General features: G+C 71.5%; 16 protein-coding genes. 11 read left to right on the forward strand and 5 right to left on the reverse strand.

The features are described from left to right. Nucleotides 1–3 precede the first annotated feature (3 nt). A complete protein-coding gene (locus tag AB0I49_RS33235; RefSeq protein ID WP_363230907.1) occupies nucleotides 4–1,428 on the forward strand; it encodes a HAMP domain-containing sensor histidine kinase in 1,425 nt (474 codons plus the stop codon). Between the two features lie 36 nt (nucleotides 1,429–1,464). Here the strand turns inward: AB0I49_RS33235 and murJ are convergent, their stop codons facing one another. Next, complete coding sequence (gene murJ, locus AB0I49_RS33240; protein ID WP_363230908.1) at nucleotides 1,465–3,060, reverse strand: murein biosynthesis integral membrane protein MurJ; 1,596 nt, start codon at nucleotides 3,058–3,060, stop codon at nucleotides 1,465–1,467. A gap of 94 nt (nucleotides 3,061–3,154) precedes the next feature. Further along, nucleotides 3,155–4,150, reverse strand: a complete 996-nt coding sequence (locus tag AB0I49_RS33245) for a DMT family transporter (protein ID WP_363230909.1) — start codon at nucleotides 4,148–4,150, stop codon at nucleotides 3,155–3,157. Nucleotides 4,151–4,586: 436 nt separating this feature from the next. Here AB0I49_RS33245 and AB0I49_RS33250 point away from each other — a divergent pair, with 436 nt between their 5' ends. The 10 genes from AB0I49_RS33250 (at nucleotide 4,587) to AB0I49_RS33295 (ending at nucleotide 15,169) form a co-directional block, all read left to right on the forward strand. Next, nucleotides 4,587–6,056 carry an aldehyde dehydrogenase family protein gene (locus tag AB0I49_RS33250; protein WP_363230910.1) on the forward strand — a complete coding sequence of 490 codons (1,470 nt, stop codon included), beginning with the start codon at nucleotides 4,587–4,589 and terminating at the stop codon, nucleotides 6,054–6,056. After that, the gene (locus AB0I49_RS33255) at nucleotides 6,053–7,678 is read left to right on the forward strand and encodes an amino acid permease (protein WP_363230911.1); all 1,626 of its coding nucleotides are present in this window, start codon (nucleotides 6,053–6,055) and stop codon (nucleotides 7,676–7,678) included. The genes AB0I49_RS33250 and AB0I49_RS33255 overlap by 4 nt, the downstream gene beginning before the upstream one ends. Before the next feature lie 21 nt (nucleotides 7,679–7,699). Further along, complete coding sequence (locus AB0I49_RS33260) at nucleotides 7,700–9,328, forward strand: GMC oxidoreductase (RefSeq protein ID WP_363230912.1); 1,629 nt, start codon at nucleotides 7,700–7,702, stop codon at nucleotides 9,326–9,328. A gap of 299 nt (nucleotides 9,329–9,627) precedes the next feature. Then, entirely contained in the window at nucleotides 9,628–10,203 is a 576-nt protein-coding gene (locus tag AB0I49_RS33265; protein ID WP_363230913.1) for a toxin, read from the forward strand. A 62-nt stretch (nucleotides 10,204–10,265) separates the two neighbouring features. Further along, entirely contained in the window at nucleotides 10,266–11,546 is a 1,281-nt protein-coding gene (locus tag AB0I49_RS33270) for an MAB_1171c family putative transporter (protein WP_363230914.1), read from the forward strand. Further along, the gene (locus AB0I49_RS33275) at nucleotides 11,543–12,544 is read left to right on the forward strand and encodes an aldo/keto reductase (RefSeq protein ID WP_363230915.1); all 1,002 of its coding nucleotides are present in this window, start codon (nucleotides 11,543–11,545) and stop codon (nucleotides 12,542–12,544) included. Before AB0I49_RS33270 ends, AB0I49_RS33275 begins: the two co-directional genes overlap by 4 nt. A 226-nt stretch (nucleotides 12,545–12,770) precedes the next feature. Continuing rightward, nucleotides 12,771–13,625, forward strand: coding sequence for a helix-turn-helix transcriptional regulator (locus AB0I49_RS33280; protein WP_363230916.1), 855 nt, complete (start codon nucleotides 12,771–12,773; stop codon nucleotides 13,623–13,625). After that, complete coding sequence (locus AB0I49_RS33285; RefSeq protein WP_363230917.1) at nucleotides 13,622–13,807, forward strand: DUF397 domain-containing protein; 186 nt, start codon at nucleotides 13,622–13,624, stop codon at nucleotides 13,805–13,807. The genes AB0I49_RS33280 and AB0I49_RS33285 overlap by 4 nt, the downstream gene beginning before the upstream one ends. 83 nt (nucleotides 13,808–13,890) lie before the next feature. Further along, nucleotides 13,891–14,076, forward strand: coding sequence for a DUF397 domain-containing protein (locus AB0I49_RS33290; protein WP_363230918.1), 186 nt, complete (start codon nucleotides 13,891–13,893; stop codon nucleotides 14,074–14,076). A gap of 97 nt (nucleotides 14,077–14,173) precedes the next feature. Further along, entirely contained in the window at nucleotides 14,174–15,169 is a 996-nt protein-coding gene (locus AB0I49_RS33295) for an alpha/beta hydrolase (protein ID WP_363230919.1), read from the forward strand. A 59-nt stretch (nucleotides 15,170–15,228) separates the two neighbouring features. Here the strand turns inward: AB0I49_RS33295 and AB0I49_RS33300 are convergent, their stop codons facing one another. From AB0I49_RS33300 to AB0I49_RS33310, 3 genes are all read right to left on the reverse strand, one after another. After that, nucleotides 15,229–15,867 (reverse strand): LuxR C-terminal-related transcriptional regulator, encoded by a 639-nt coding sequence (locus AB0I49_RS33300; RefSeq protein ID WP_363230920.1) that lies wholly within the window; start codon nucleotides 15,865–15,867, stop codon nucleotides 15,229–15,231. 351 nt (nucleotides 15,868–16,218) lie between these two features. Next, complete coding sequence (locus AB0I49_RS33305) at nucleotides 16,219–17,106, reverse strand: TIGR03621 family F420-dependent LLM class oxidoreductase (protein WP_363230921.1); 888 nt, start codon at nucleotides 17,104–17,106, stop codon at nucleotides 16,219–16,221. Beyond that, nucleotides 17,103–20,234 (reverse strand): condensation domain-containing protein, encoded by a 3,132-nt coding sequence (locus AB0I49_RS33310; protein WP_363230922.1) that lies wholly within the window; start codon nucleotides 20,232–20,234, stop codon nucleotides 17,103–17,105. Before AB0I49_RS33310 ends, AB0I49_RS33305 begins: the two co-directional genes overlap by 4 nt. Nucleotides 20,235–20,253: the final 19 nt, after the last annotated feature.

The following is a 20,253-nucleotide window of genomic DNA, read 5'->3' on the forward strand; positions in this document are numbered from 1 at the left end:
CCCGTGAGGCTGCGTCTGCGGCCGCGCCCCCGCCCGAGCCTGCGCACCGTCTTCGCCGCCTCGTTCGCGCTGGTGACGACGGTGGTCACGGGGCTGGTGGGCTTCCTCAGCTATGACGCGGCGGCGCATCTGGTGCGGGTCGACCAGCAGTCCGTCTTCCGGCAGGTGGTCCAGGACCTGCGCCGGCAGGTCACGCACAAGGCCCTCTTCCCCGCCGACTACGTGTCCGGGGACCCGGACCACGACGGTCCGCGGGACGATCTGATCCGCCCCACCCGTACCGTCGTCCAGGTGCTCGGGGCCCAGGGGCGGATAGCGGACACGGGGCAGCCGACGCTGCCGGTGTCCGCCACGGACCGGGCGTTGGCGGAGAACCGCCGGGCCGGGGTGGTCCGGTTCGTGGGCGGCGAGGTCGAGGGCGACGACTACCGCCAGGCCACGGTCTCGCTCGGCGGCGGCCGGGGCGCGGTGCAGGTCGCCCAGCAGCTCAGCGATACCGAGGATCTGCTCAACGACCTCCAGCAGCGCACCCTCCTGTTCGTGGCCGCGCTGATCGCCGCGTCCTCGATCGTCGGCTGGTGGCTGGCGCGCCGGATCACGGGCCGTCTGGTGCGGCTGACGGGCGTCGCCGAGGGCGTCGCGGCGACGGGGCGGCTCGACATGGAGGTGCCGGTCGGCGGGCAGGACGAGGTGGGGCGGCTGGGGCGGGCGTTCGACGACATGCTGGGGCGGCTCGCGCACTCGGAGGAGGACCAGCGCCGGCTGGTCCAGGACGCCGGGCACGAGTTGCGCACGCCGCTGACGTCGCTCCGTACGAACCTGTCCACCCTGCGCCGCTACGACCAGTTGCCGCCGCATGTCCGCGACGAGCTGCTGTCCGATCTCACGGACGAGGCGCGGGAGCTGACCGATCTGGTCAACGAGCTGGTGGAGCTGGCGGCCGGGCAGGGCGAGGCGGGGGACCCGGTGCCGGTGGCGCTGGGCGAGGCGGCCGAGCGGGCCGCCGCGTTGGCGCGCCGCCGCACGGGCCGTACGGTCACGGTGCGGACGGCGGCCCCGGCCACGGTGCTGGCCTGGCCGCCCGCCGTCCAGCGGGCGCTCTCCAACCTGCTGGAGAACGCCGCCAAGTTCGACCAGGACCGCGCCGATCCGCTGGAGATCGTGGTCTCGGGCGGGCGGGTGGACGTACGGGACCGGGGCCCCGGCCTCGACGAGGCGGACCTCCCGCACATCTTCGGCCGCTTCTACCGGGCCTCGACCGCGCGCACCCTGCCGGGCTCGGGGCTCGGCCTCGCCATCGTCCGCGAGGTCGCGGCGGTGCACGGCGGCACCGTGCACGCCGCGAACCGCGAGGGCGGCGGCGCAGAGATCGGCTTCACGCTGCCGATGACGCCCCCGGACCACCTGAGCCCGCCCGAACCCTCCTGAGGGGCGCCGGGCGGGCTCCGTGAGCTGCCGGGGGGCTCAGCCCAGGCCCGGCAGGCTGCGCAGTTCGCCGATCCGCAGCGCCTTCGCCAGCAGGACGAACAGGCCGGCCATGACCACTCCCCCGGCGGCCAGCGCCAGCACGGGAGCGCTGGAGACGTGGGCCGCGGCCAGACCGGCCGCTCCCGCGAGCACCGCGGCGAGCGTCAGCTTGCCGTACGTGCGGCAGAGCCGCTTCCCGTCGAGCCGCCCTTCCAGCCTGCGGCGCAGCAGGAGCGCGGTGATCAGGAGGCCGACGCCGTACGAGACGCCGTAGGCGGCGGCCATGCCGGTCACGGCCCAGCGCACGGGCAGCAGCTGGTGGCAGGCGGTGGCGAGGGCGACGTTGACGCCGGATATCCATACGGCCATCCAGAACGGCGTACGGGTGTCCTCGACGGCGTAGAACCCGCGGAGCAGCAGGTACTGCGCGGAGAACGGGATCAGGCCGAGGCCGAACGCCTGGAGCATGTTGCCCGCGGGCTCCGCCGAGGCCGCGTCCCCGCTGCCGTGGCCGATCAGCAGGGCCGCCAGCTGGGGCCCGAAGACCAGGAAGAAGAAGGCGGCGGGGACGATGACGACGCCGCTGACGCGCAGCGCGCGGGAGAGGTCGTCGCGCATGTCGTCGATCCGCTCTTCGGCGGCGGCACGCGTGAGGCGGGGGAGCAAGGCTGTGACCACTGAGACAGTTACAACTGCTTGGGGCAGGGTCCATATGTTCTGGGCGTAGAAATAGGCGGAGTTGCCCACTCCGCCCTGCGGGCTCTTCAGGTCGGCGGCGTTGGCGTAGTTCGTGACGACGGTCATGGCCACCTGGTTAACCAGGATGAATAGCAGGGTCCAGCGCGCGGCGACGGCGCTCCTGCGCAGCCCGGCCCCGCGCCAGTCGAACCGCGGCCGGAAGCGGAAGCCCGCCTCCCGTACGTAGGGGACCAGGGAGAGCGCCTGGAGCGCGATGCCGACCGTGGTGCCGATGCCCAGCAGCCGCACCTGGGCGGCCGTGATGTCCTGGACGCTGTCGGGCGCGGTGACGAAGCCGAGGTAGAGGCCGAACATGGCGATCAGGACGAGGTTGTTGAGCACCGGCGTCCACATCATCGCGCCGAATTTGCCCCGCGCGTTGAGGACCTGGCCGAGTATGCCGAACAGCCCGTAGAAGAAGATCTGCGGCAGCAGGAACCGCGCGAAGACCACGGTCAGCTCGTACGCCGCGTGCTGGTCCGGGGTGTCGCGCATATAGATGCTGACGATCTCCGGGGCCGCCCACACGGCGAGCGCCGTGCCCACCGCGAGCACGCACACTACGAGGGTGACCAGCCGCTGCTCGTACGCCCGCCCGCCGTCGGGCTGCTCAAGGCGGGCCCGTACGAGCTGCGGGACCAGCACCGCGTTGAGCGCCCCGCCCATGATCAGGAAGTAGAGGCTCGCGGGCACGGTGTTGGCCGTGGTGTACGTGCTGGCGAGCAGCCCCGATCCGAGCGCCGCCGCCTGGAGGAGGAGCCTGATCATCCCCGTCGCGCGGGAGATCACCGTGCCCACCGCCATCAGCGCGGACGAGCGCGCGAGCCCCTGCCCCTTGGGTTTTCCGTGCTTCATGCGGATCAACATACGGGGAGGCGCTGACAATTCAGTAATCTTGATCATGAAGCCGGGGACGCTCCGGCGCCGCGCCGACCGCGCCGCGGTCCCGCTACTCCGCGGCGACCTTCGCTCCGGCCGTGACCAGGCCCGCGGCCTCCTCGGCAGCGGAGGAGGAAACCGGCGACCGCTCCCGCGCCGGCCGGGGCACCGGAGTCTCCGCGTGCGTGCCGCCCGGTCCCTCCGGGCCCCGCGGCTCGTCCGCCCGCTCCGGTTCCTGCTTGCTGCCCTCGATGGTGAGCATGATCACGCCGGTCGCCGCGACCGCCGCGGCGGCGAGCGCCAGCAGGCCGCCCGGCAGCCCGTACCGGAACCGCTCCCCCATCGCCACTATCCCGACGGCCGCCGCGACGGCCGGATTGACGACCGTGGCCGTGGCGAGCGGCGCCGCGAGCCCCGCGCCCCGGTACGAGGCCTGCGAGAGCAGCAGCCCCGACACCGCCAGGACCACGACCGCCGCCAGGCTCGGCGCGAGGACCGACAGCGTCCCGCCGTCGGTCCAGCCCTCGGCGACGGTCTTGGTGAAGACGGACGCCATGCCGAAGACCGCGCCCGCCGCCACGGCCAGCGCCACGCCCCGGACGACCGGGCGGCGCATCCAGCGCGTCGCGAGCACCAGCAGCGCGGCCAGGACGAGCACGCCGACGGCGAGCACCGGGCGCTCGGCGGTGTCCAGGGACTCCCCGGGGCGCGCCTCGCCGGTCAGCGACATCAGCCCGGCCAGCCCCACGGAGGCCAGGATCGCGCCGCGCCAGCCCGCGGCGGCGACCCGGCGGCGGACGACGAGGGCGCCCATGGGGAGCGCGAAGACGATCGTGAGGGCCCCCAGCGGCTGCACCAGGCTCAGCGGCCCGTACGCCAGCGCCGCCACGTGCAGCGCGGCCCCGGCGCCGGTCAGGATCACCGCGCCCCACCAGCGAGGCTGGCCGAACGGAGCGTACGTACCGTGCGGGCCGGTGGCGGCTACGCGCTCCTGGACGATGGCTCCGGCCGCATAGCAGACGGCGGAGACCACGCAGAGCAGTACCGAGAGCACGAGTGGGCTCATGTCTCGCCTCGCCGGGTCCGTCGGTCAACGTTCATATCTCCAACAATGACGCGCGGCCGATGCTTCCTGCGTCGTCCGCACGGAGGGACTTGCCCCTACTCTTTCGGCAGTACGGAAGCGGGCCGCGACCCATCTTTAGTCCACTCGGAACCGTCCTCCGCTCGAATGATCATGGGGATTCCGGGGACCGCGGGCGCCCCCTAGGGATCACCCGGACCGGCCCCGGCGGCTTCCCCTCCGACGAGTCGCGCCCCACGCCCGTCGACCGAACGGCGGCGTACACCGTGTACGTGTGACCCGCGCCACTTAGGCTCTGCGTGAAACCGCCCCGCCGCCCCACCCCGCAGCCGCCCGCCCCATGTGACCCGTACACATCAACTCATGCGCGTATCCATACGTACGCGCACATCGACGCAGACGAGCCCGGAGGGACCCCATGCCGGAGCTGTTCATCGGCGGTCAGTGGACCGCGGCCGCCGCGGGCCGCACGCGCGAGATCCGCTGTCCCGCGGACGGCACGCTGGTGGCGACCGTGGACGAGGCGGGCCCCGAGGACGCGGCCGCCGCCGTGGCGGCCGCCCGCGAGGCGTTCGACCGCGGCCCCTGGCCCCGCACCCCGGCCGCCGAGCGCGGCCGGCTGCTGCTGCGCGTCGCGTGCCTGCTGGAACGCGACAAGGACGCGTTCGCCAGAGCCGAGTCCCTGGACACCGGGAAGCGGCTCGTGGAGAGCGAGTACGACATGGACGACATCGCGAACTGCTTCCGCTACTTCGGCAACCTGGGCGCCGCCGGCGGCGCCGACCGGGTCGTCGACGCCGGCAGCCCGGAGACCGACAGCCGCGTCGTCCACGAACCGGTCGGCGTCTGCTCGCTGATCACGCCCTGGAACTATCCGCTGCTCCAGACGGCCTGGAAGGTGGCCCCGGCGCTCGCCGCCGGCAACACCTTCGTCCTCAAGCCCAGCGAGCTGACCCCGCACACCGCGATCCTGCTGATGCGGGCGCTCACCGAGGCCGGGCTGCCGGAGGGCGCCGCCAACCTGGTGCTGGGCGCGGGGGCCGCCGCGGGCGCGCCCCTCACCTCGGACGAGCGGGTGGACCTCGTCTCCTTCACCGGCGGCCTGGCCACCGGGCGGCGCATCATGGCCGCCGCCGCGCCGACGGTGAAGAAGATCGCCCTGGAGCTGGGCGGCAAGAACCCCAACATCGTCTTCGCCGACGCCGACTTCGACACCGCCGTCGACTACGCGCTCATGGCGGTCTTCCTGCACTCCGGGCAGGTCTGCTCGGCCGGGGCGCGGCTGCTCGTCGAGGACGCCCTGCACGACGCGTTCGTCGACGAGGTGGTGCGCCGGGCGCGGGAGATCCGGCTCGGCGGCCCGTTCGACGAGCACGCGCGTACCGGCCCGCTGATCTCGGCCGCGCACCGGGACAAGGTCGAGGCGTACGTGGCGGCCGGACTGGCGGAGGGCGCGGTGCTGCGCCTGGGCGGCGCGCGCCCCGAGGACCCGGCGCTGAGCGGCGGCTTCTACTACCCGCCGACCGTCCTGGACGAGTGCGCGCCGGGGATGTCGGTGGTGCGCGACGAATCGTTCGGCCCGGTGCTCACCGTCGAGCGGTTCCGCGACGAGGAGGAGGCCGTCGCCCTCGCCAATGACACCGTCTACGGGCTGGCCGGGGCGGTCTGGACGCAGAGCGCCGAGCGCGCGCACCGGGTCGCCGAGCGGCTGCGGTGCGGCACCGTGTGGATCAACGACTTCCATCCGTACGTACCGCAGGCCGAGTGGGGCGGCATGAAGCAGTCGGGGGTGGGCCGGGAGCTGGGGCCGGCCGGGCTGGCGGAGTACCAGGAGGCCAAGCACATCTGGCGGAACACGGCGCCGCGCCCGCAGCGGTGGTTCGAGTGAACCCATCCGGCGGTACGTACGACGACTCATCCGACGCCCCGCACGGCCCCTCCCGCGACGCCGACCCCGACACCGGCCCCAACGCCGCCCGCGACTCCTCTCACGACGCCTCCCACGACGACGACTCGCTCGCCGAGCTCGGCTACCGTCCCGAGCTCAAGCGCACCCTGGGCAACTTCCACACCTTCGCCGCCGGCATCAGCTACATCTCCATCCTCACCGGCACCTTCCAGCTCTTCTACTTCGGTGTGAGCCACGGCGGCCCGGCCTACTGGTGGTCCTGGCCGATCGTCTTCTGCGGGCAGCTCACGGTGGCCCTGTGCTTCTGCGAGCTGGCCGCCCGCTACCCGGTCGCGGGCTCGGTCTACAACTGGGCGAAGAAACTCGGCGGCCCGCACGTCGGCTGGCTCGGCGGCTGGATGATGATGACCGCGACCATGGTGTCGCTCGCCGCCGTGGCCCTCGCGTACCAGGTCACGCTGCCGCAGATCTCCGGCTGGTTCCAGTTCGTCGGCGACGGCGCCGGGAAGACGGACGCCGCGGCCAACGCGGTACTGCTGGGCACCGTGCTCATCGCGTTCACGACCGTGGTCAACGCCTTCGGCGTCAAGCTCATGGCGCAGATCAACTCGGCGGGCGTCGCCATCGAGCTGGTCGCCGCCGTCGCGCTGATCGTGCTGCTGGCCGCGCACATCACCCGCGGCCCCGCCGCCGTGACCGAGACGAACGGGCTGGGCGGCGGCGGTTCGCTCGGCTACCTCGGCGCGTTCCTCACCGCCGCGCTGGCCTCCGCGTACGTCATGTACGGCTTCGACACGGCCTCCTCCCTCGGCGAGGAGTCCGTGGACCCCGGCCGCAACGCGCCCCGCGCGATCCTGCGGGCGCTCATCGCGTCGTTCCTGATCGGCGGGCTCATCCTGCTCTTCGCCCTGCTGGCCGTGCCGGACCTGCACGCGCGGGAGCTCTCCGTGGACGGCCTGCAGTACGTGGTGCTCAGCACCCTCGGCTCGACGGTCGGCCAGATCGTGCTGTGGTGCGTGGTCATCGCGATCACCGTGTGCGCGCTGGCCGTGCACACCGCGGGCATCCGGCTGGCGTTCGCGATGGCGCGGGACACCAATCTGCCCGCCGCCTCGCTGCTCGCCCGGGTCAGCCCGCGCTTCCAGACCCCGGTGCTGCCGGCGGTCGTCATCGGGATCATCGCGGTCGCCATCCTGGTGATCAATGTGAACCAGCCGCAGATCTTCTCGGTGATCACCAGCATCGCGATCATCATGATCTATCTGGCGTATCTGCTGGTCACCCTGCCGATGCTGGTCCAGCGGCTGCGCGGCCGGTGGGAGCCGGTCCGGGGCAAGTTCTCGCTCGGACGGTTCGGGCTGCCCGTCAACGTCCTGGCCGTGCTGTGGGGCGGCGCCATGTCGCTCAACCTCGCCTGGCCGCGGGCGGCGGTCTACAACGCGACCGGCCCGCAGCACTGGTATCTGCGCTGGGGCGCGTTCCTGTTCATCGGCGTGGTCGGCATCGGCGGCTTCGCCTACTACTGGTTCGTCCAGCGCGTACGTACGGGCGTGCTCGCCGGGCACGCCGCGGAGACGCCCGCCGAGCCACCCGCCCCCTGACCCGGAGTCTGGAGTACGGCCATGCCGCGAGAGAACCCTGTGGACCCGGCGCGCGACCCGGCCGACCGGGACGAGTTCGACTATGTCGTGGTCGGCGGCGGCACGGCCGGCGCGGTCGTCGCCGCGCGGCTCTCCGAGAACCGGGACGTCACCGTGTGCGTGCTGGAGGCCGGCCCGTCCGACGTCGGCGACGAGAACATCCTGCGGCTGGACAGGTGGATGGGGCTGCTGGAATCCGGCTACGACTGGGACTACCCGGTGGAGCCGCAGGAGAACGGCAACAGCTTCATGCGGCACGCCCGCGCCAAGGTGCTCGGCGGCTGCTCCTCGCACAACTCCTGCATCGCCTTCTGGGCCCCGGCCGAGGACCTCGACGAGTGGGCCGCGCAGGGCTGTACGGGCTGGGGCGCGGCGGACTGCTTCCCGCTCTACCGGCGGCTGGAGAGCAACGACGCGCCCGGCGACCACCACGGCCGTACGGGCCCGGTCACCATCCGCACGGTGCCGCCGCACGACCCGTGCGGCGCGGCGCTCCTCGCGGCCTGCACGGAAGCGGGCATCCCCACGACCCCGTTCAACACCGGAAAGACAGTGGTGCGCGGCGCGAACTGGTTCCAGATCAACGCCCGCGCGGACGGCACGCGCTCCTCCGCCTCGGTCTCGTATCTGCACCCGCTGCTGGGCGGCGGCCGGCCGAATCTAGAGGTGCGTACGGGGCTCCAGGCCAGGCGGCTCGTCCTGGCGGGCGACGGTGACGGCGACCGGCGGTGCACCGGGGTCGAGTACCTGGCGCCGGACCTGATCCGGACCCGTACGGTCGCGGCGCGGCGCGAGACCGTCGTCGCGTGCGGGGCCATCGACTCCCCGAAGCTGCTGATGCTCTCGGGCATCGGCCCGGCCGGGCACCTGCGCGAGACCGGGGTGGAGGTGCACGTCGACTCCCCCGCGGTCGGCTCCCGTCTCCAGGACCACCCGGAGGGCCTGGTCATGTGGGAGGCGCGGCGGCCCATGGTGACCCGTTCCACACAGTGGTGGGAGATCGGCGTCTTCGCCGACACCGAGCCGGGCCTGGACCGCCCGGACCTGATGTTCCACTACGGCTCGGTGCCGTTCGACATGAATACGTACCGGCACAACTATCCGACCTCGGAGAACGCCTTCTGCCTCACCCCGAACGTCACCCGCGCCCGCTCCCTGGGCACCGTACGGCTGCGGACCCGTGACTTCCGGGACAAGCCGCGGGTCGATCCGCGGTACTTCACGCACGAGCACGATGTGCGCGTGATGACGTACGGGCTGCGGCTCGCCCGCGCGATCGTCGCCCAGCCGCCGATGGCCGACTGGGCGGGCGCGGAGCTGGCCCCCGGCCCCGGCGCCGAGACCGACGAGGAGCTGCTGGACTATCTCCGCAAGACCCACAACACCGTCTACCACCCGGCGGGCACGGTCCGGATGGGCGCGGCGGACGACCCGGCGGCGGCCGTCGATCCGCGGCTGCGGGTCAAGGGGGTGCGGGGGCTGCGGGTCGCCGACGCGTCCGTCATGCCGTTTCTGCCGGCGGTCAATCCGTGCATCACGACGATGATGATCGGCGAGAAGTGCGCCGACATGGTGCGGGAGGACGCGCGGAGGGAGGGCTCCCGGAGGTAGGGGCTCCCGCTTCCGCTTCCGCCGTGGCTCTCCGTCGCGGCCTGCCCGACCGGCGTCCCCGGCCGAAGCGTCTCTTTGAGACAGTCGGCCCCAGGGAACGGCGTGAACCGACCGCGGGCCGTACGGCCGGGACACCCCGGCGACCTTCGGGTACCGTGCTCCGGCCGGGTCCCGCGCACGCGGCGGCCGGTTCCGGCCAACATGGGCTTTCGGCCAAGACCATTGTCCGGGCGCCGACTGGGGTAGTTACCATCGCTCGGCAGGTGGAGCATCGGTTTCGGCGGCTTCGAGGAGGACGCATGTCGCAGGACTCGCAACCCTCCAAGGCCCATGGCAGGCCACGCAAAAAGGGTCACAAGGACTATAAGGAACTACGTCGCGCGTCGGAAGCGCATCTGGCGCGTCTGGACCTGCCCGACGGGTGCACGATCGCCACGCTCACCGAGAAGCTGAGCCGGGACCGCGGCCGGCCCATCCAGCTCATGTCGGTCGCCCTGGGCGCGCAGAGCCCCTGCGGCATGTGGCTGGCCATGGACGACATGGACCTCATCGTCGTGGAGGCCAACGTCAGCGCGCTCCACCGGGACCACATCGTGGCGCATGAGCTCGCGCACATGCTGTGCTGCCACTCGGATGCCGCCGGGGCCGACTCGATGGGCATCGAGTCGTTCGTACCGCACCTCGACCCGCAGCGGGTACGGGACGTGCTCGGCCGCACCAGTTACACCACCGAGGAGGAACAGGCTGCGGAGATGGTCGCCTCGCTGATTCTGGAGCGCGTCACCCGGCCGCCGGTCGAGTCCGTCTGGGACGTGCCCTCCGATCACGCGGACGCCGTCGCCCGTATCGAGAACTCGTTGAATCCGCCGGACTGACCCGCGCACGACGCCTTGCGGCGCATCATCGATGGCAGTGTTGTGACGGCCCGGAGGACCTGTTGCTTGGTGTCAAGAGTGTCGTGTTCCCGGCGTGCGCCGCTCTCTGCGCGCTGGCCCTGCTCTACAAGCTCCGCGATGTGCGCCACCACCGGCGGGACCCGGCGCTCATCGCCCTGATCATCGCCTTCTCCTGCAAGGGGATCTCCTTCACCCTGTCCACCCCCACCGTCTCGGCGACCGTGGACCGCGCGCTGGGCGTCCCGAACCTCGGGGCGCTGGGCATCCACCTGCTGGGCGGCGTCTGCTCCAGCGCGGCCTTCCTGATCGCGATCGTCTACTGGGTCTACCCCCGCGAGGAGGCGGGCCGGCGGGCGCTGGTGCGGCTGGTGATCGCCGTGCTGTGCGCGGCGGCGATGCTGACGCTGTGGGGGGTGGCCGGATCCCAGACCCAGGGCCGCAGCGCACACTACCTCCTCCAGAACGCGCACCGCCCACTGGTCGCCGGATACCTCCTCCTCTACGTGAGCGCCTTCGGCTCCGGCATGGTCGAGATCATGCGCCTGTGCCGGCGGTACGGGCGGGTGGCCGGCCGGCAGTGGCTGCGACGCGGCCTGTTCAGTACGGGCATCGGCGCGGGGGCGTGCCTCATCTACTGCCTCAACCGCGCGGCGTCCCTGATCGCCGTCCAGTCGGGGCTGGAACCGCTCGACTGGGAGCTCCTGACGCCGGTCGCCAACGGCATCGGCATCTTCTTCCTGGTGGCGGGGCTCACCATGCCGTCCTGGGGTCCCCGGCTCTCGGACTGGCGGCGGCTGCTCGGCAACTTCCGGTCCTACCAGCGGCTGCATCCGCTGTGGCTGGCGCTGTACGGGGCGCTCCCGCACATCGCGCTCAGCCCGGAGCCGCCGACGCGGCTGGCCCGGCTCTCCCGTTTCGTGCCGCGCGACATCAACTACCGCCTCTACCGCAAGGTGATCGAGATCCAGGACGGGCTGCTCGTCCTGCGGCCGTACATGGAGCCCGCCGCCATGGCCGCGGCGGGCCGTGACGCCGAGCGGGCGGGCCTGTCGGGCGAGGACCTGCGCGCGACCGTGCACGCTACGGCCATACAGGCGGCGCTGCGCGCGAAGCGGGACAACGTGCCGGCCGGCGCGCATCCGGTGGTGCCGGAGCCGTCGTCGGCGAAGGAGGGCGACTACGCGGGGGAGGTGGCGTGGCTGCTGAGGGTGGCGAGGGCCTACAAGTCGCTGCCGCCGACCTCCCCGGCGGCCTCGGAGCCGCCCACAGACCGAACAGCTGACGAGACCCCCGCACCACCGGAGAACAGGAGCACGCGATGAGGTACCGCACGCTGGGAACCGACGGCCCGGAGGTGTCCGCGATCGGCCTCGGCTGCATGGGCATGTCCATCGCGTACGGGGTCCCCGACGAGGCGGAGTCCCAGCGGACCCTGGACCGGGCCGCCGAGCTGGGCATCACCTTGCTGGACACGGCGGACGCGTACGGGCGCGGGGCCAACGAGGAGCTGGTGGGCCGCTGGCTGGCCGGCGGCGCGCGGCGGCGCGACAAGGTGGTGCTGTCGACCAAGTTCGGGCTGCGCCACGACCCGGAGACGGGGCGCGTGGACGGCGTGGACACCTCGGCCGCGTACGTACCGCTGGCCTGCCACGCGTCGCTGCGCCGCCTGGGCACCGACCGCCTCGACCTCTATTACGTCCACCGCCGGGACCCCGGGGTCCCGATCGAGGAGACGGTGGGCGCGATGGCCGAGCTGGTGAAGGCGGGCAAGGTGCGCTATCTGGGGTTGAGCGAGGTGAACAGCAACACGCTCCGCAGGGCGCACGCCGAGCATCCGATCAGCGCGGTCCAGTTGGAGTACTCCCTGTTCACGCGAGACGTGGTGGAAGGCGAAATCCTGGACACGTGCCGCGAGTTGGGCATAGCGGTGGTCGCGTACTCCCCGCTGGGCCGCGGCATGCTGACGGGCGCCGTGACGTCCCGAGCCGCACTGGGCGAGAACGACAACCGCCGCCGCTGGCCCCGCTTCTCCGACGAGAACATCGACCGCAACCTGGCCCTGGTACGCGCCATCGGCAAGGTGGCGGACCAGATCGACTGCACCCCCACGCAGGCGGCCCTGGCCTGGCTCCTGGCCCAGGGCGACGACATCGTCCCCATCCCGGGCACCAAGCGCACCCGCTACCTGGAGGAGAACGCCGCCTCGGCGGACGTATCCCTGACGCCCGAACAGATCGCCCTGCTGCGCGCGACCGTCCCGGCCGACGCGGTAGCGGGCGGCCGCTACCCGGAACAGGCCCTGGCGAGACTGGGCCACTGATCCACTGGCGGAAAACCCCCGCCTGAACGCACGTACGGTAACCGAGGGTTGTGCCGGATTGGGGTGCCCAGTCTTCACCCTCACAAGCGGAAAGGGGCCTCACCCAGCGAGGGAACGCGTACGGGCGGCGAGCGTACGCGGTCCCGATCTGGACAGTACGCGCAGCATGTGGTCACGCTGGGTGAATTGAGCGCGGGGAATTCACGTCACCTGGAGGTGGCCGCGTATGACCGACATGACAGAACCACCGGAGGAAGCACACGAGTGGGAGAGGGAACCGGACTCCTCGGACAGCATGCGCACCTTCGGCGCGGTCGTCCAGGCCCTGCGCGAGCACGCGGGGCTGAGTCGGGTGGAGTTCGGCGGCATGGTGCGCTTCTCCCACCACACCGTCGCATCCGTCGAGTTGGGTCGGCGCATGCCGGACAAGGATTTCGTGGAACGGGCTGAGGGCGCACTGGGGAACACGAACGCCTTATGGAAAGCGGCGAGGCATCTGACGCGCCGACCGGGGCTGGCCGCGTGGTTCCGGGAGTGGGCGAGGCTGGAGAAGGTGGCGGCGACGCTGGGCACGTACGAATGCCGCCTGGTTCCGGGGCTGTTGCAGACGGAAGCGTATGCCCGAGCGGCTTTCGCGAACCGCATCCCTCCTCTGCCGGACGAGCAGACGGAGGCACAGGTGATTGCGCGCATGGAGCGTCAGCGGCTGCTCAAGGAGCGCCCCAACACCGAATTCAGCTTCATCATGGAAGAACACATCCTGCGACGCGGCCTCGGCGGCATCGAGGTCACGATCGGCCAGTTGGATCACATCCTGGACCTCGCCACATTGCGCAACACGTCGATCCAGGTCATGCCTACGTTCAGCCCTCGGCACGCGGGCCTCGACGGCCCGCTCTCTCTTCTGGAAACAGCTGACGGCAGACGGCTCGCATACTCCGAAGGCCAGGAGAACGGCCGGTTGATCGCCAGCCCGAAGGAGGCCGCCGTTCTGCACCAGCGGTATGCGACACTCCGTTCACCGGCCCTCAGCCCCCTGGATTCCGTGGGCCTGGTGGAGCGGATCAGAGGAGCGCTATGACCACGACGGAACCCACCTGGTTCAAGTCCAGCTACAGCGGCACCGCGGGCGACAACTGCATAGAGGTCGCCGTCACCGAACAGGCCGTCCGCGTAAGGGACTCCAAAGACACCACCCGACCCCACCTCACCATCGGCCCCCACGAGTGGGCGCAGTTCGTGCGGTACGCCGCCAAGAACTGACGGCCGCGCAATTGCACGGGGCTCCATTCCGGCCCACATCACCTGGGCTCCGTGGGCCTGGCGGCGCAGATCGGAGGAGGATCATGAACGTGACCGAACCGACCTGGTTCAAGTCCAGCTACAGCGGCACCGCGGGCGACAACTGCATAGAGGTCGCCGTCGCCGAACAGGCCGTCCGCGTAAGGGACTCCAAGGACACCACCCGACCCCACCTCACCATCGAGCCCCACGAGTGGGCGCAGTTCGTGCGCTACGCCGCCGCGAGTTAAAGGTCTGCCGCGCCGGACGCCTACTTGCGTACCCCCCTCGCCGATCGCGCCTCGCGGCGGGTAAAGTCCAAGCCCCTTTGGGACGTTTGGAGGACGCGTGAGCGGCACGGTCGAGCACAGGTTTGTCGAGGTCAACGGAGTCAGGCTGCACGTCGCCGAGCAGGGGCGGGGGCCGCTGGTCGTGTTGTTGCACGGGTTTCCCGAGAGTTGGTATTCGTGGCGGCATCAGTTCGGGCCGCTGGCGGATGCCGGGTATCGGGTGGTGGCTCCCGATCAGCGCGGGTATGCGCGCAGTGAACAGCCCGAGGGCGTCGAGTCGTACAACTTGCTGCATCTGACCGGCGATGTGGTGGGCCTGATCCACGCGCTGGGCGAGGAGCGGGCGGTGGTCGTCGGGCACGACTGGGGTGCGCCCGTGGCCTGGGCGACCGCGCTGCTGCGGCCGGATGTCGTACGGGGCGTGGCCGGGCTCAGCGTGCCGCCGGCGCCGCCTGCCGGGCTGGGGTCGCTGGAGGACAGCCGGGAGCAGTACGGCGACGGGTTCTATCAGCTCTACTTCCAGCAACAGGGCGTCGCGGACGCCGAGTTGGCTCGGGATCCCGCTTCCACGTTCCGCCGCATCCTGTACAGCGGGTCGGGCGACAACCCCGGCACCGAGGTGCCGCGGCCCTGGGTCATTCCCGATGGCGCTTCGCTGCTGGACACGATCCCGGAGCCGGAGCAGCTGCCCGGCTGGCTCACGCCGGACGACATCGAGGCGTTCGCGCGGGACTACGCCGAGCACGGGGACAGTGCTTTCACCGGGCCCCTCAACTGGTACCGCAACATTCAGCGCAACCACGAGTTGACGGCCGTCTTCCGTGGCCTGCGTATCGACGTGCCCGCGCTGTACGTCTACGGCGACCGGGACATGGTGACGTCCTTCCACGGCATGGAGGCGTACCTGAAGAACCTGACCGCGGTCGCGCCGAAGCTGCGCGGCAGCGTGCTGCTGCCCGGCTGCGGGCACTGGACCCAGCAGGAGCGGCCCGACGAGGTCAACGCGGCGCTGATCGACTTCCTGGGGAGTCTGCCGGAGCCCGGCACGTCCTGAGCCGTGCGCTGAGAACCCGCGGCCGGCTCCGGCCGCGGGTGGGGGGTGGCGACCGTGCGTTACAGAACTCCGGTGCGCAGCGCGAACGCCACGGCGTGGGTGCGGTTCTTGAGGTTGTGGCGGGCGACGAGCTGGTGGATGACGCTCTTTATGGTGCGTTCGGAACAGCCGATCCGGCCCGCCACCTCCTTGGTGCTCAGGCCGTCGGCCAGCAGCCTGAGCACATTGACCTCCCTGGGCCCGAGGCCCGCGACATTGAGCCCGTGCGGGATGAGGGCGTTGTCCCTGATCGCCTTGATCTGGCCGATCAGCCGTTGCTGCACCCCGTCGCCGCCGGGCTTCGAACAGCCGCGCGCGGCCGATACGACGGCGCGCGCGATGGCGTTGAAGCTGCTCTCCTTCCGGTAGAGCAGGCTGACCAGTCCGAGGCTGATCGCGCGGAGCATGGAGTGTTCCGGGAATTCGTTGGCCACGAGCACCACCGGGAGTCTGCGCCCTTCGCCTCCGCTCTCCCGGTGCACCCGCGCCACTCTGGTGAGCATGTCCCCGGTCACCTCGTTGGCCAGCACGAGCAGGACCTCGGCGGCGTGGCGCGAATCCAGGGAACGCGCGGAAATCTCGTCGTAAGAGTTCAAGCGCACGATGGCGCCTTCTTCGGTTATCGGGTCATCGGCGAGCACGGCTACGGCAATCGACATTCTCAAGGACTCCCCTTACGCGCGCCCTGCGCAATCCGCCCGTCGTCCCCTGCGGGCGGACGGCCCTCTGCGGAGGGCGGTGTCATAACACAAGGGGATAACTGTTCAACGGACATAAGACTGCACTCCCGGACACGCACGGATCACATGGTCCCGATCAACGTAACCCGATGGAATCCTGTATTCCATATACAGAGTGTCAAGTCTTGGCCCGAGAAGTCGCGTCAGGATGCCTATTTCCAGCCATCCCCCGCCACCCCTAACCGATGGGGACGCGGGGGCCGCGGCACCGCCGCGGCCCTCCATTCCCTACCCGGGAACGCGCCGTCCGGAAACTCGCTGTCCAGAAACTCACCGTCCGGTAAGCGACTCGATGACCGGTGTGAACTCCGTCATGGCCGACTCGTGCACGCTGACGTATGAGAAGCCGAAACGCTCCCGCCTCTCCAGCAGCTGTTCCGCGATCTCCTTCGCCGTTCCGATCAACACCGTTGGCGCGTCGGCGACCTGTTCCGCCGTCAGGTGCGGCATCCGGCGGCTCAGCGTCTCCGCCGCCTCCCGCCGCCGGTCCGTCACCGTCACGGCCTGGACCAGGATGTTGCGCTCGATCTCCCGGGCGCGGTCCCCGGCGGTCTTCTCGAAGTAGGCCACCCGCTCCGCGACCGTGTCCGCGTCAAGAAGCTGCAAGGTGCCGCGCGTCGCGCCGCGCTTGAGCACGGCCCCGGTGAACGCGACGATGTCGGCGTGGCGCGCGGCCAGCCCCAGCACTCTGTCGCCGTTGCCGCCGATGAGCAGGGGCGGCCGGGACGGCGGCTGGGTGTCCCCCAGTTCGCGGGGGTGGTCCAGCAGCCGCGTCAGCTCGGCGGCCGTCCGCTCCAATCCGTCCACCCGGCTGCCGGCCGTGCCCCATTCCACACCGGCCTTGTCGAACTCCGAACGCACATATCCGGTGCCCAGCCCCACTTCGAGCCGCCGGTCGGTGAGCCGGTCGGTTGTCATGACCTCGCGAGTCAGCAGAACCGGGTTCCAGAATGCGCTGTTCAGCACGAAGGTTGAAACTCGCACGCTTTCCGTCACCGCGGCCGCCGCGACCAGCGCGGGGAACGGGGCCTGCACCCCGAGATGGTCCGGAACGGTGAGCACGTCGAATCCGTGCGCCTCGGCGGCACGGCACTTGTCCGTCCACTCCTGATGGCTGGTGGCTGAATTCAGATTGACGCCGAACCGAAATTTCCTCATGTCTTCGCTCCGTTCCTTCCGGCCGGCCCGTCGGCACCCTGACCGAATACCGATTCCGGCAGCAGCGCCCGGAAATCGTTGAGGATTGCAGTGATTCCGTCCGCCAGACGCCCGGCGGCGTCGGCGCCGACCCGGTCGCCCCGGTAGGCCAAGGACCCCCGCAGGGCCGCGCCCCGTTCCGCGAACGTGATGGTCACCGGGAACTTGCTGGTCTCCGTGCGCCGCGCGACGAAATCCACGGGGCTCATCCGGGCGTCCCCCAGCCACCCTGACCAGTTGGACAGACTGACGCTGTTGAGCAGCACGTCCGCGTAGGGCGTCCGCCCCGGCGACCGTCTCGGCGCGAGACCGCGCACCACGTCCTCGAACGAGGCGGCCCGGTGCTCGAAGGCGTCGATGGTCTCTTCGCGCAGGGCGCGCAGCAGATCGGCGAGCGTCATGCCGGCAGTGCACCGGGAGCGGAGCACCAGCGTGTTCAGGCACGGCCCGATGACGTCCTGGAACGCGGACGGCCCGCGGTGGGCCACCGGGATGCCGAAGGTGAGGTCCGTGAGCCCGGTCCAGCGGTGCAGCGCGGCGGCGACCGCGGTCGCCTGAATCATGAAGGCGGAGACCTTCTCCGCACGCTGTACGGGCAGCAGCTCGGGCGCCACGCCGGGGTCGAGGTCCAGCCCCAGATTCCCCAACGGCTCAGCGATGGCAGGCGGATTGATGCCCAGTGAGCTCGGAGCGCCCTTCAACTGGCGGCACCAGTAGGCGACATCGTCAGCCGCGCCCGACCCCCCGTTCTCGGCAGCCACCAGATCGCGGTACTGCTGCCGGGGCGGCGGCGGAACCGCGTCCGAGTCCACCGGCGCGTAGCAGCGCTCCAACTCCCTTACGAGGACCGGCACCGACTCGCCGTCGAGCACGAGATGGTGGACGCACAGCGACAGCACGTGACGCCGCGGACCGACGGTGAACAGCGCGGCGCGCAGCAGGCGTCCGTCTGCCGGGACGAGGGCGGACGCCGCCTCGTCGGCCCACGCGCCGAGCCGCGCCTCCCGCTCGGGCCCGGCCAGTGCGGTGAGGTCGGCCCGTTCGACGTCCGGGATCCACGGCGGGGTCACCTCCTGGAACAGCCGGCCGTCACGGTCCAGGAAGCGGGTGCGCAGGATCTCGTGCCGGGCGATCACGGCGGCGAGCGCGTCGCGCAGCGCCGCCGGGTCCAGCTCCCCGTCCACCTCCCAGGACAGCGGCACGTGGTACGTCGCGTGGACCGGGTCCAGGCGCTGGGCGAGCCAGATGCTCTCCTGGAACCCGGAGGCCGGGAAGGCGCCGTCTGGCTCCGGGCGCGCCGGGGCCGCGTCGGCCGGGGCGGGCGGTGCGTCAGCGGCGGCGGCGCGCTCGATGACGGCCGCCAGCTCGCCGAAGCCGGGGTGCGTGAAGAGGTCGCGGATCGACAGATCGACGCCGAAGCGCCTGCCGACCCGGGTCAGCAGCGTGGTCGCGAGCAAGGAGTGCCCGCCCAGTTCGAAGAAGGAGTCCTCGGCCGAGACCACCGGTACGCCCAGCACGCTCTGCCAGATCATGGCGAGCGCGACGGCGGTGGGCGAGGCGAGCCCGCGCACCGCCGGGGGCGACGGTGCTTGGGAGGGCGCCGTCGGGTCCGGGGCCGTCTCCTGCCGCCGGTCGGCGTCAGTGACCGTGGCCCGTACCGACCGGACCGGCGCTTCGGCCCCGGTCTCCGTGGGCGGCACGCTCACGGCCGGAAGCAGCGCCAGCCCCTCCCCCACGGTGCGGTGCGGGGCGGCGACCATGTCCGCGACGACGGCCAGGTGGTCCCGCGCCAGCGAGGCCAGCAGTTCCGGGCCGAGGGAGCCGTCGGAGTCCTTCCACAGCATGCGGCTGCCGTGGCTGTCCTCCATCAGCATGGCGGTGAGCCGGTAGTCGGGCACGTCCGTGAGCTCCAGCAGCCTCAGCTCGCACGGCGCGTCCCCGCCGTCGAACCGCAACCGCCCCACGTCCGGCCCGCCGCGCCAGGAGCCGTCCTCCTCGAAGTGCCCGAACTGGAGGTACTGGAAGACCACTTGATGCGTACGGTCGCGGCCCGCCGGGCCGGTCAGGTCCGCCGCCCGCAGGATCGCGGGCAGCGGCAGGTCCCCGTGGGCGGCCCCGGCCCGTACCCGCTCCCGCAGGTCGCGTGCCAGCTCCGCGTACGTACGGGAGCCGTCGATCCGTTGCCGGAACGGCAGGACGTTGACGAAGAAGCCGACGCGCCCGTCGAGGTCCGGGGCCGACCGCCCGTGGTAGGGGGCCGACGCGATGAGGTCGTCCGAGGCGGTGTGGCGGTGCAGCGTCACGAACAGCGCGGCGAACATGACGGTGAAGTAGGTGACGCCCAGTCGGCGCGCCAACGCCCGTACCTGGACCGACAGTTGCGGGTCTATGGGCTGCCGCAGCTGTCGATAGCCGTCCGCCTCGGCCCGTACGGGCAGTGGCCGGGCCGGCGCGTCGCCGCCGCTCAGAACGGCACACCAGTACTCCCGCAGCGGCTCGCCCCCGCCGCCGAGGGCCATGTCCCACGAGCGCTGGGCGTGGGCGATGTACGGGCCGAGGGCATCCGGCTCGCCGAGCCGCTCCCCGCCGTAGGCCCGGCGCAGCTCGTCCAGGAGCAGGGGGACCGAGGCGCCGTCGAGTACGAGGTGGTGGACGGTGAACAGCAGCAGCGTGCGGTCCGGCCCGTGCAGCACCTCGACCCGCGCCAACGGTCCGCGGTTCAGGTCGAAGGGGGCCCTTGCCGCCACGATGGCGTCGTAGCGCTCTTCGGTCACCGTGCGGACGGTGAAGGGCACGGGCTCCGCGTCGGCCCAGGACAGCCGGGTTCCGGTGCGGGTCTCGACGACGCGGGCCCGCAGCATGGGGTGACGCCGCGTCAGTTCGGTGACTGCCGCGCGCAGTCGCTCCGTGTCCAGGTCGCCGCCGACGTCGAGAGCCAGCGGGATGATGTGCTCCCACCGTTCGGGGTCGCGCTGCCAGGAGACCCACATGGCCTCCTGTACGGCGGACAGCGGGATCTCGTCGCGCGGCGCGGCCCACCCGGTGCCGCGGCCCCGCTGCGGCCGGTCGCGGGTCGTGTCGTCAGCCATGGGTCGTCCTCCAGGCGTG

Source organism: Streptomyces sp. NPDC050617 (assembly GCF_040654795.1).
GTDB lineage: Bacteria > Actinomycetota > Actinomycetes > Streptomycetales > Streptomycetaceae > Streptomyces.

What these genes read in the sequence shown, in the direction of transcription:
- AB0I49_RS33265 (WP_363230913.1), top strand. Translation starts at nt 9,628, where the DNA reads ATGTCGCAGGACTCGCAACCCTCCAAGGCCCATGGCAGGCCACGCAAA.
- AB0I49_RS33305 (WP_363230921.1), bottom strand. Translation starts at nt 17,106, where the DNA reads ATGAGGAAATTTCGGTTCGGCGTCAATCTGAATTCAGCCACCAGCCAT.
- AB0I49_RS33250 (WP_363230910.1), top strand. Translation starts at nt 4,587, where the DNA reads ATGCCGGAGCTGTTCATCGGCGGTCAGTGGACCGCGGCCGCCGCGGGC.
- AB0I49_RS33280 (WP_363230916.1), top strand. Translation starts at nt 12,771, where the DNA reads ATGACCGACATGACAGAACCACCGGAGGAAGCACACGAGTGGGAGAGG.
- AB0I49_RS33290 (WP_363230918.1), top strand. Translation starts at nt 13,891, where the DNA reads ATGAACGTGACCGAACCGACCTGGTTCAAGTCCAGCTACAGCGGCACC.
- murJ (WP_363230908.1), bottom strand. Translation starts at nt 3,060, where the DNA reads ATGAAGCACGGAAAACCCAAGGGGCAGGGGCTCGCGCGCTCGTCCGCG.
- AB0I49_RS33275 (WP_363230915.1), top strand. Translation starts at nt 11,543, where the DNA reads ATGAGGTACCGCACGCTGGGAACCGACGGCCCGGAGGTGTCCGCGATC.
- AB0I49_RS33310 (WP_363230922.1), bottom strand. Translation starts at nt 20,234, where the DNA reads ATGGCTGACGACACGACCCGCGACCGGCCGCAGCGGGGCCGCGGCACC.
- AB0I49_RS33285 (WP_363230917.1), top strand. Translation starts at nt 13,622, where the DNA reads ATGACCACGACGGAACCCACCTGGTTCAAGTCCAGCTACAGCGGCACC.
- AB0I49_RS33245 (WP_363230909.1), bottom strand. Translation starts at nt 4,150, where the DNA reads ATGAGCCCACTCGTGCTCTCGGTACTGCTCTGCGTGGTCTCCGCCGTC.
- AB0I49_RS33260 (WP_363230912.1), top strand. Translation starts at nt 7,700, where the DNA reads ATGCCGCGAGAGAACCCTGTGGACCCGGCGCGCGACCCGGCCGACCGG.
- AB0I49_RS33300 (WP_363230920.1), bottom strand. Translation starts at nt 15,867, where the DNA reads ATGTCGATTGCCGTAGCCGTGCTCGCCGATGACCCGATAACCGAAGAA.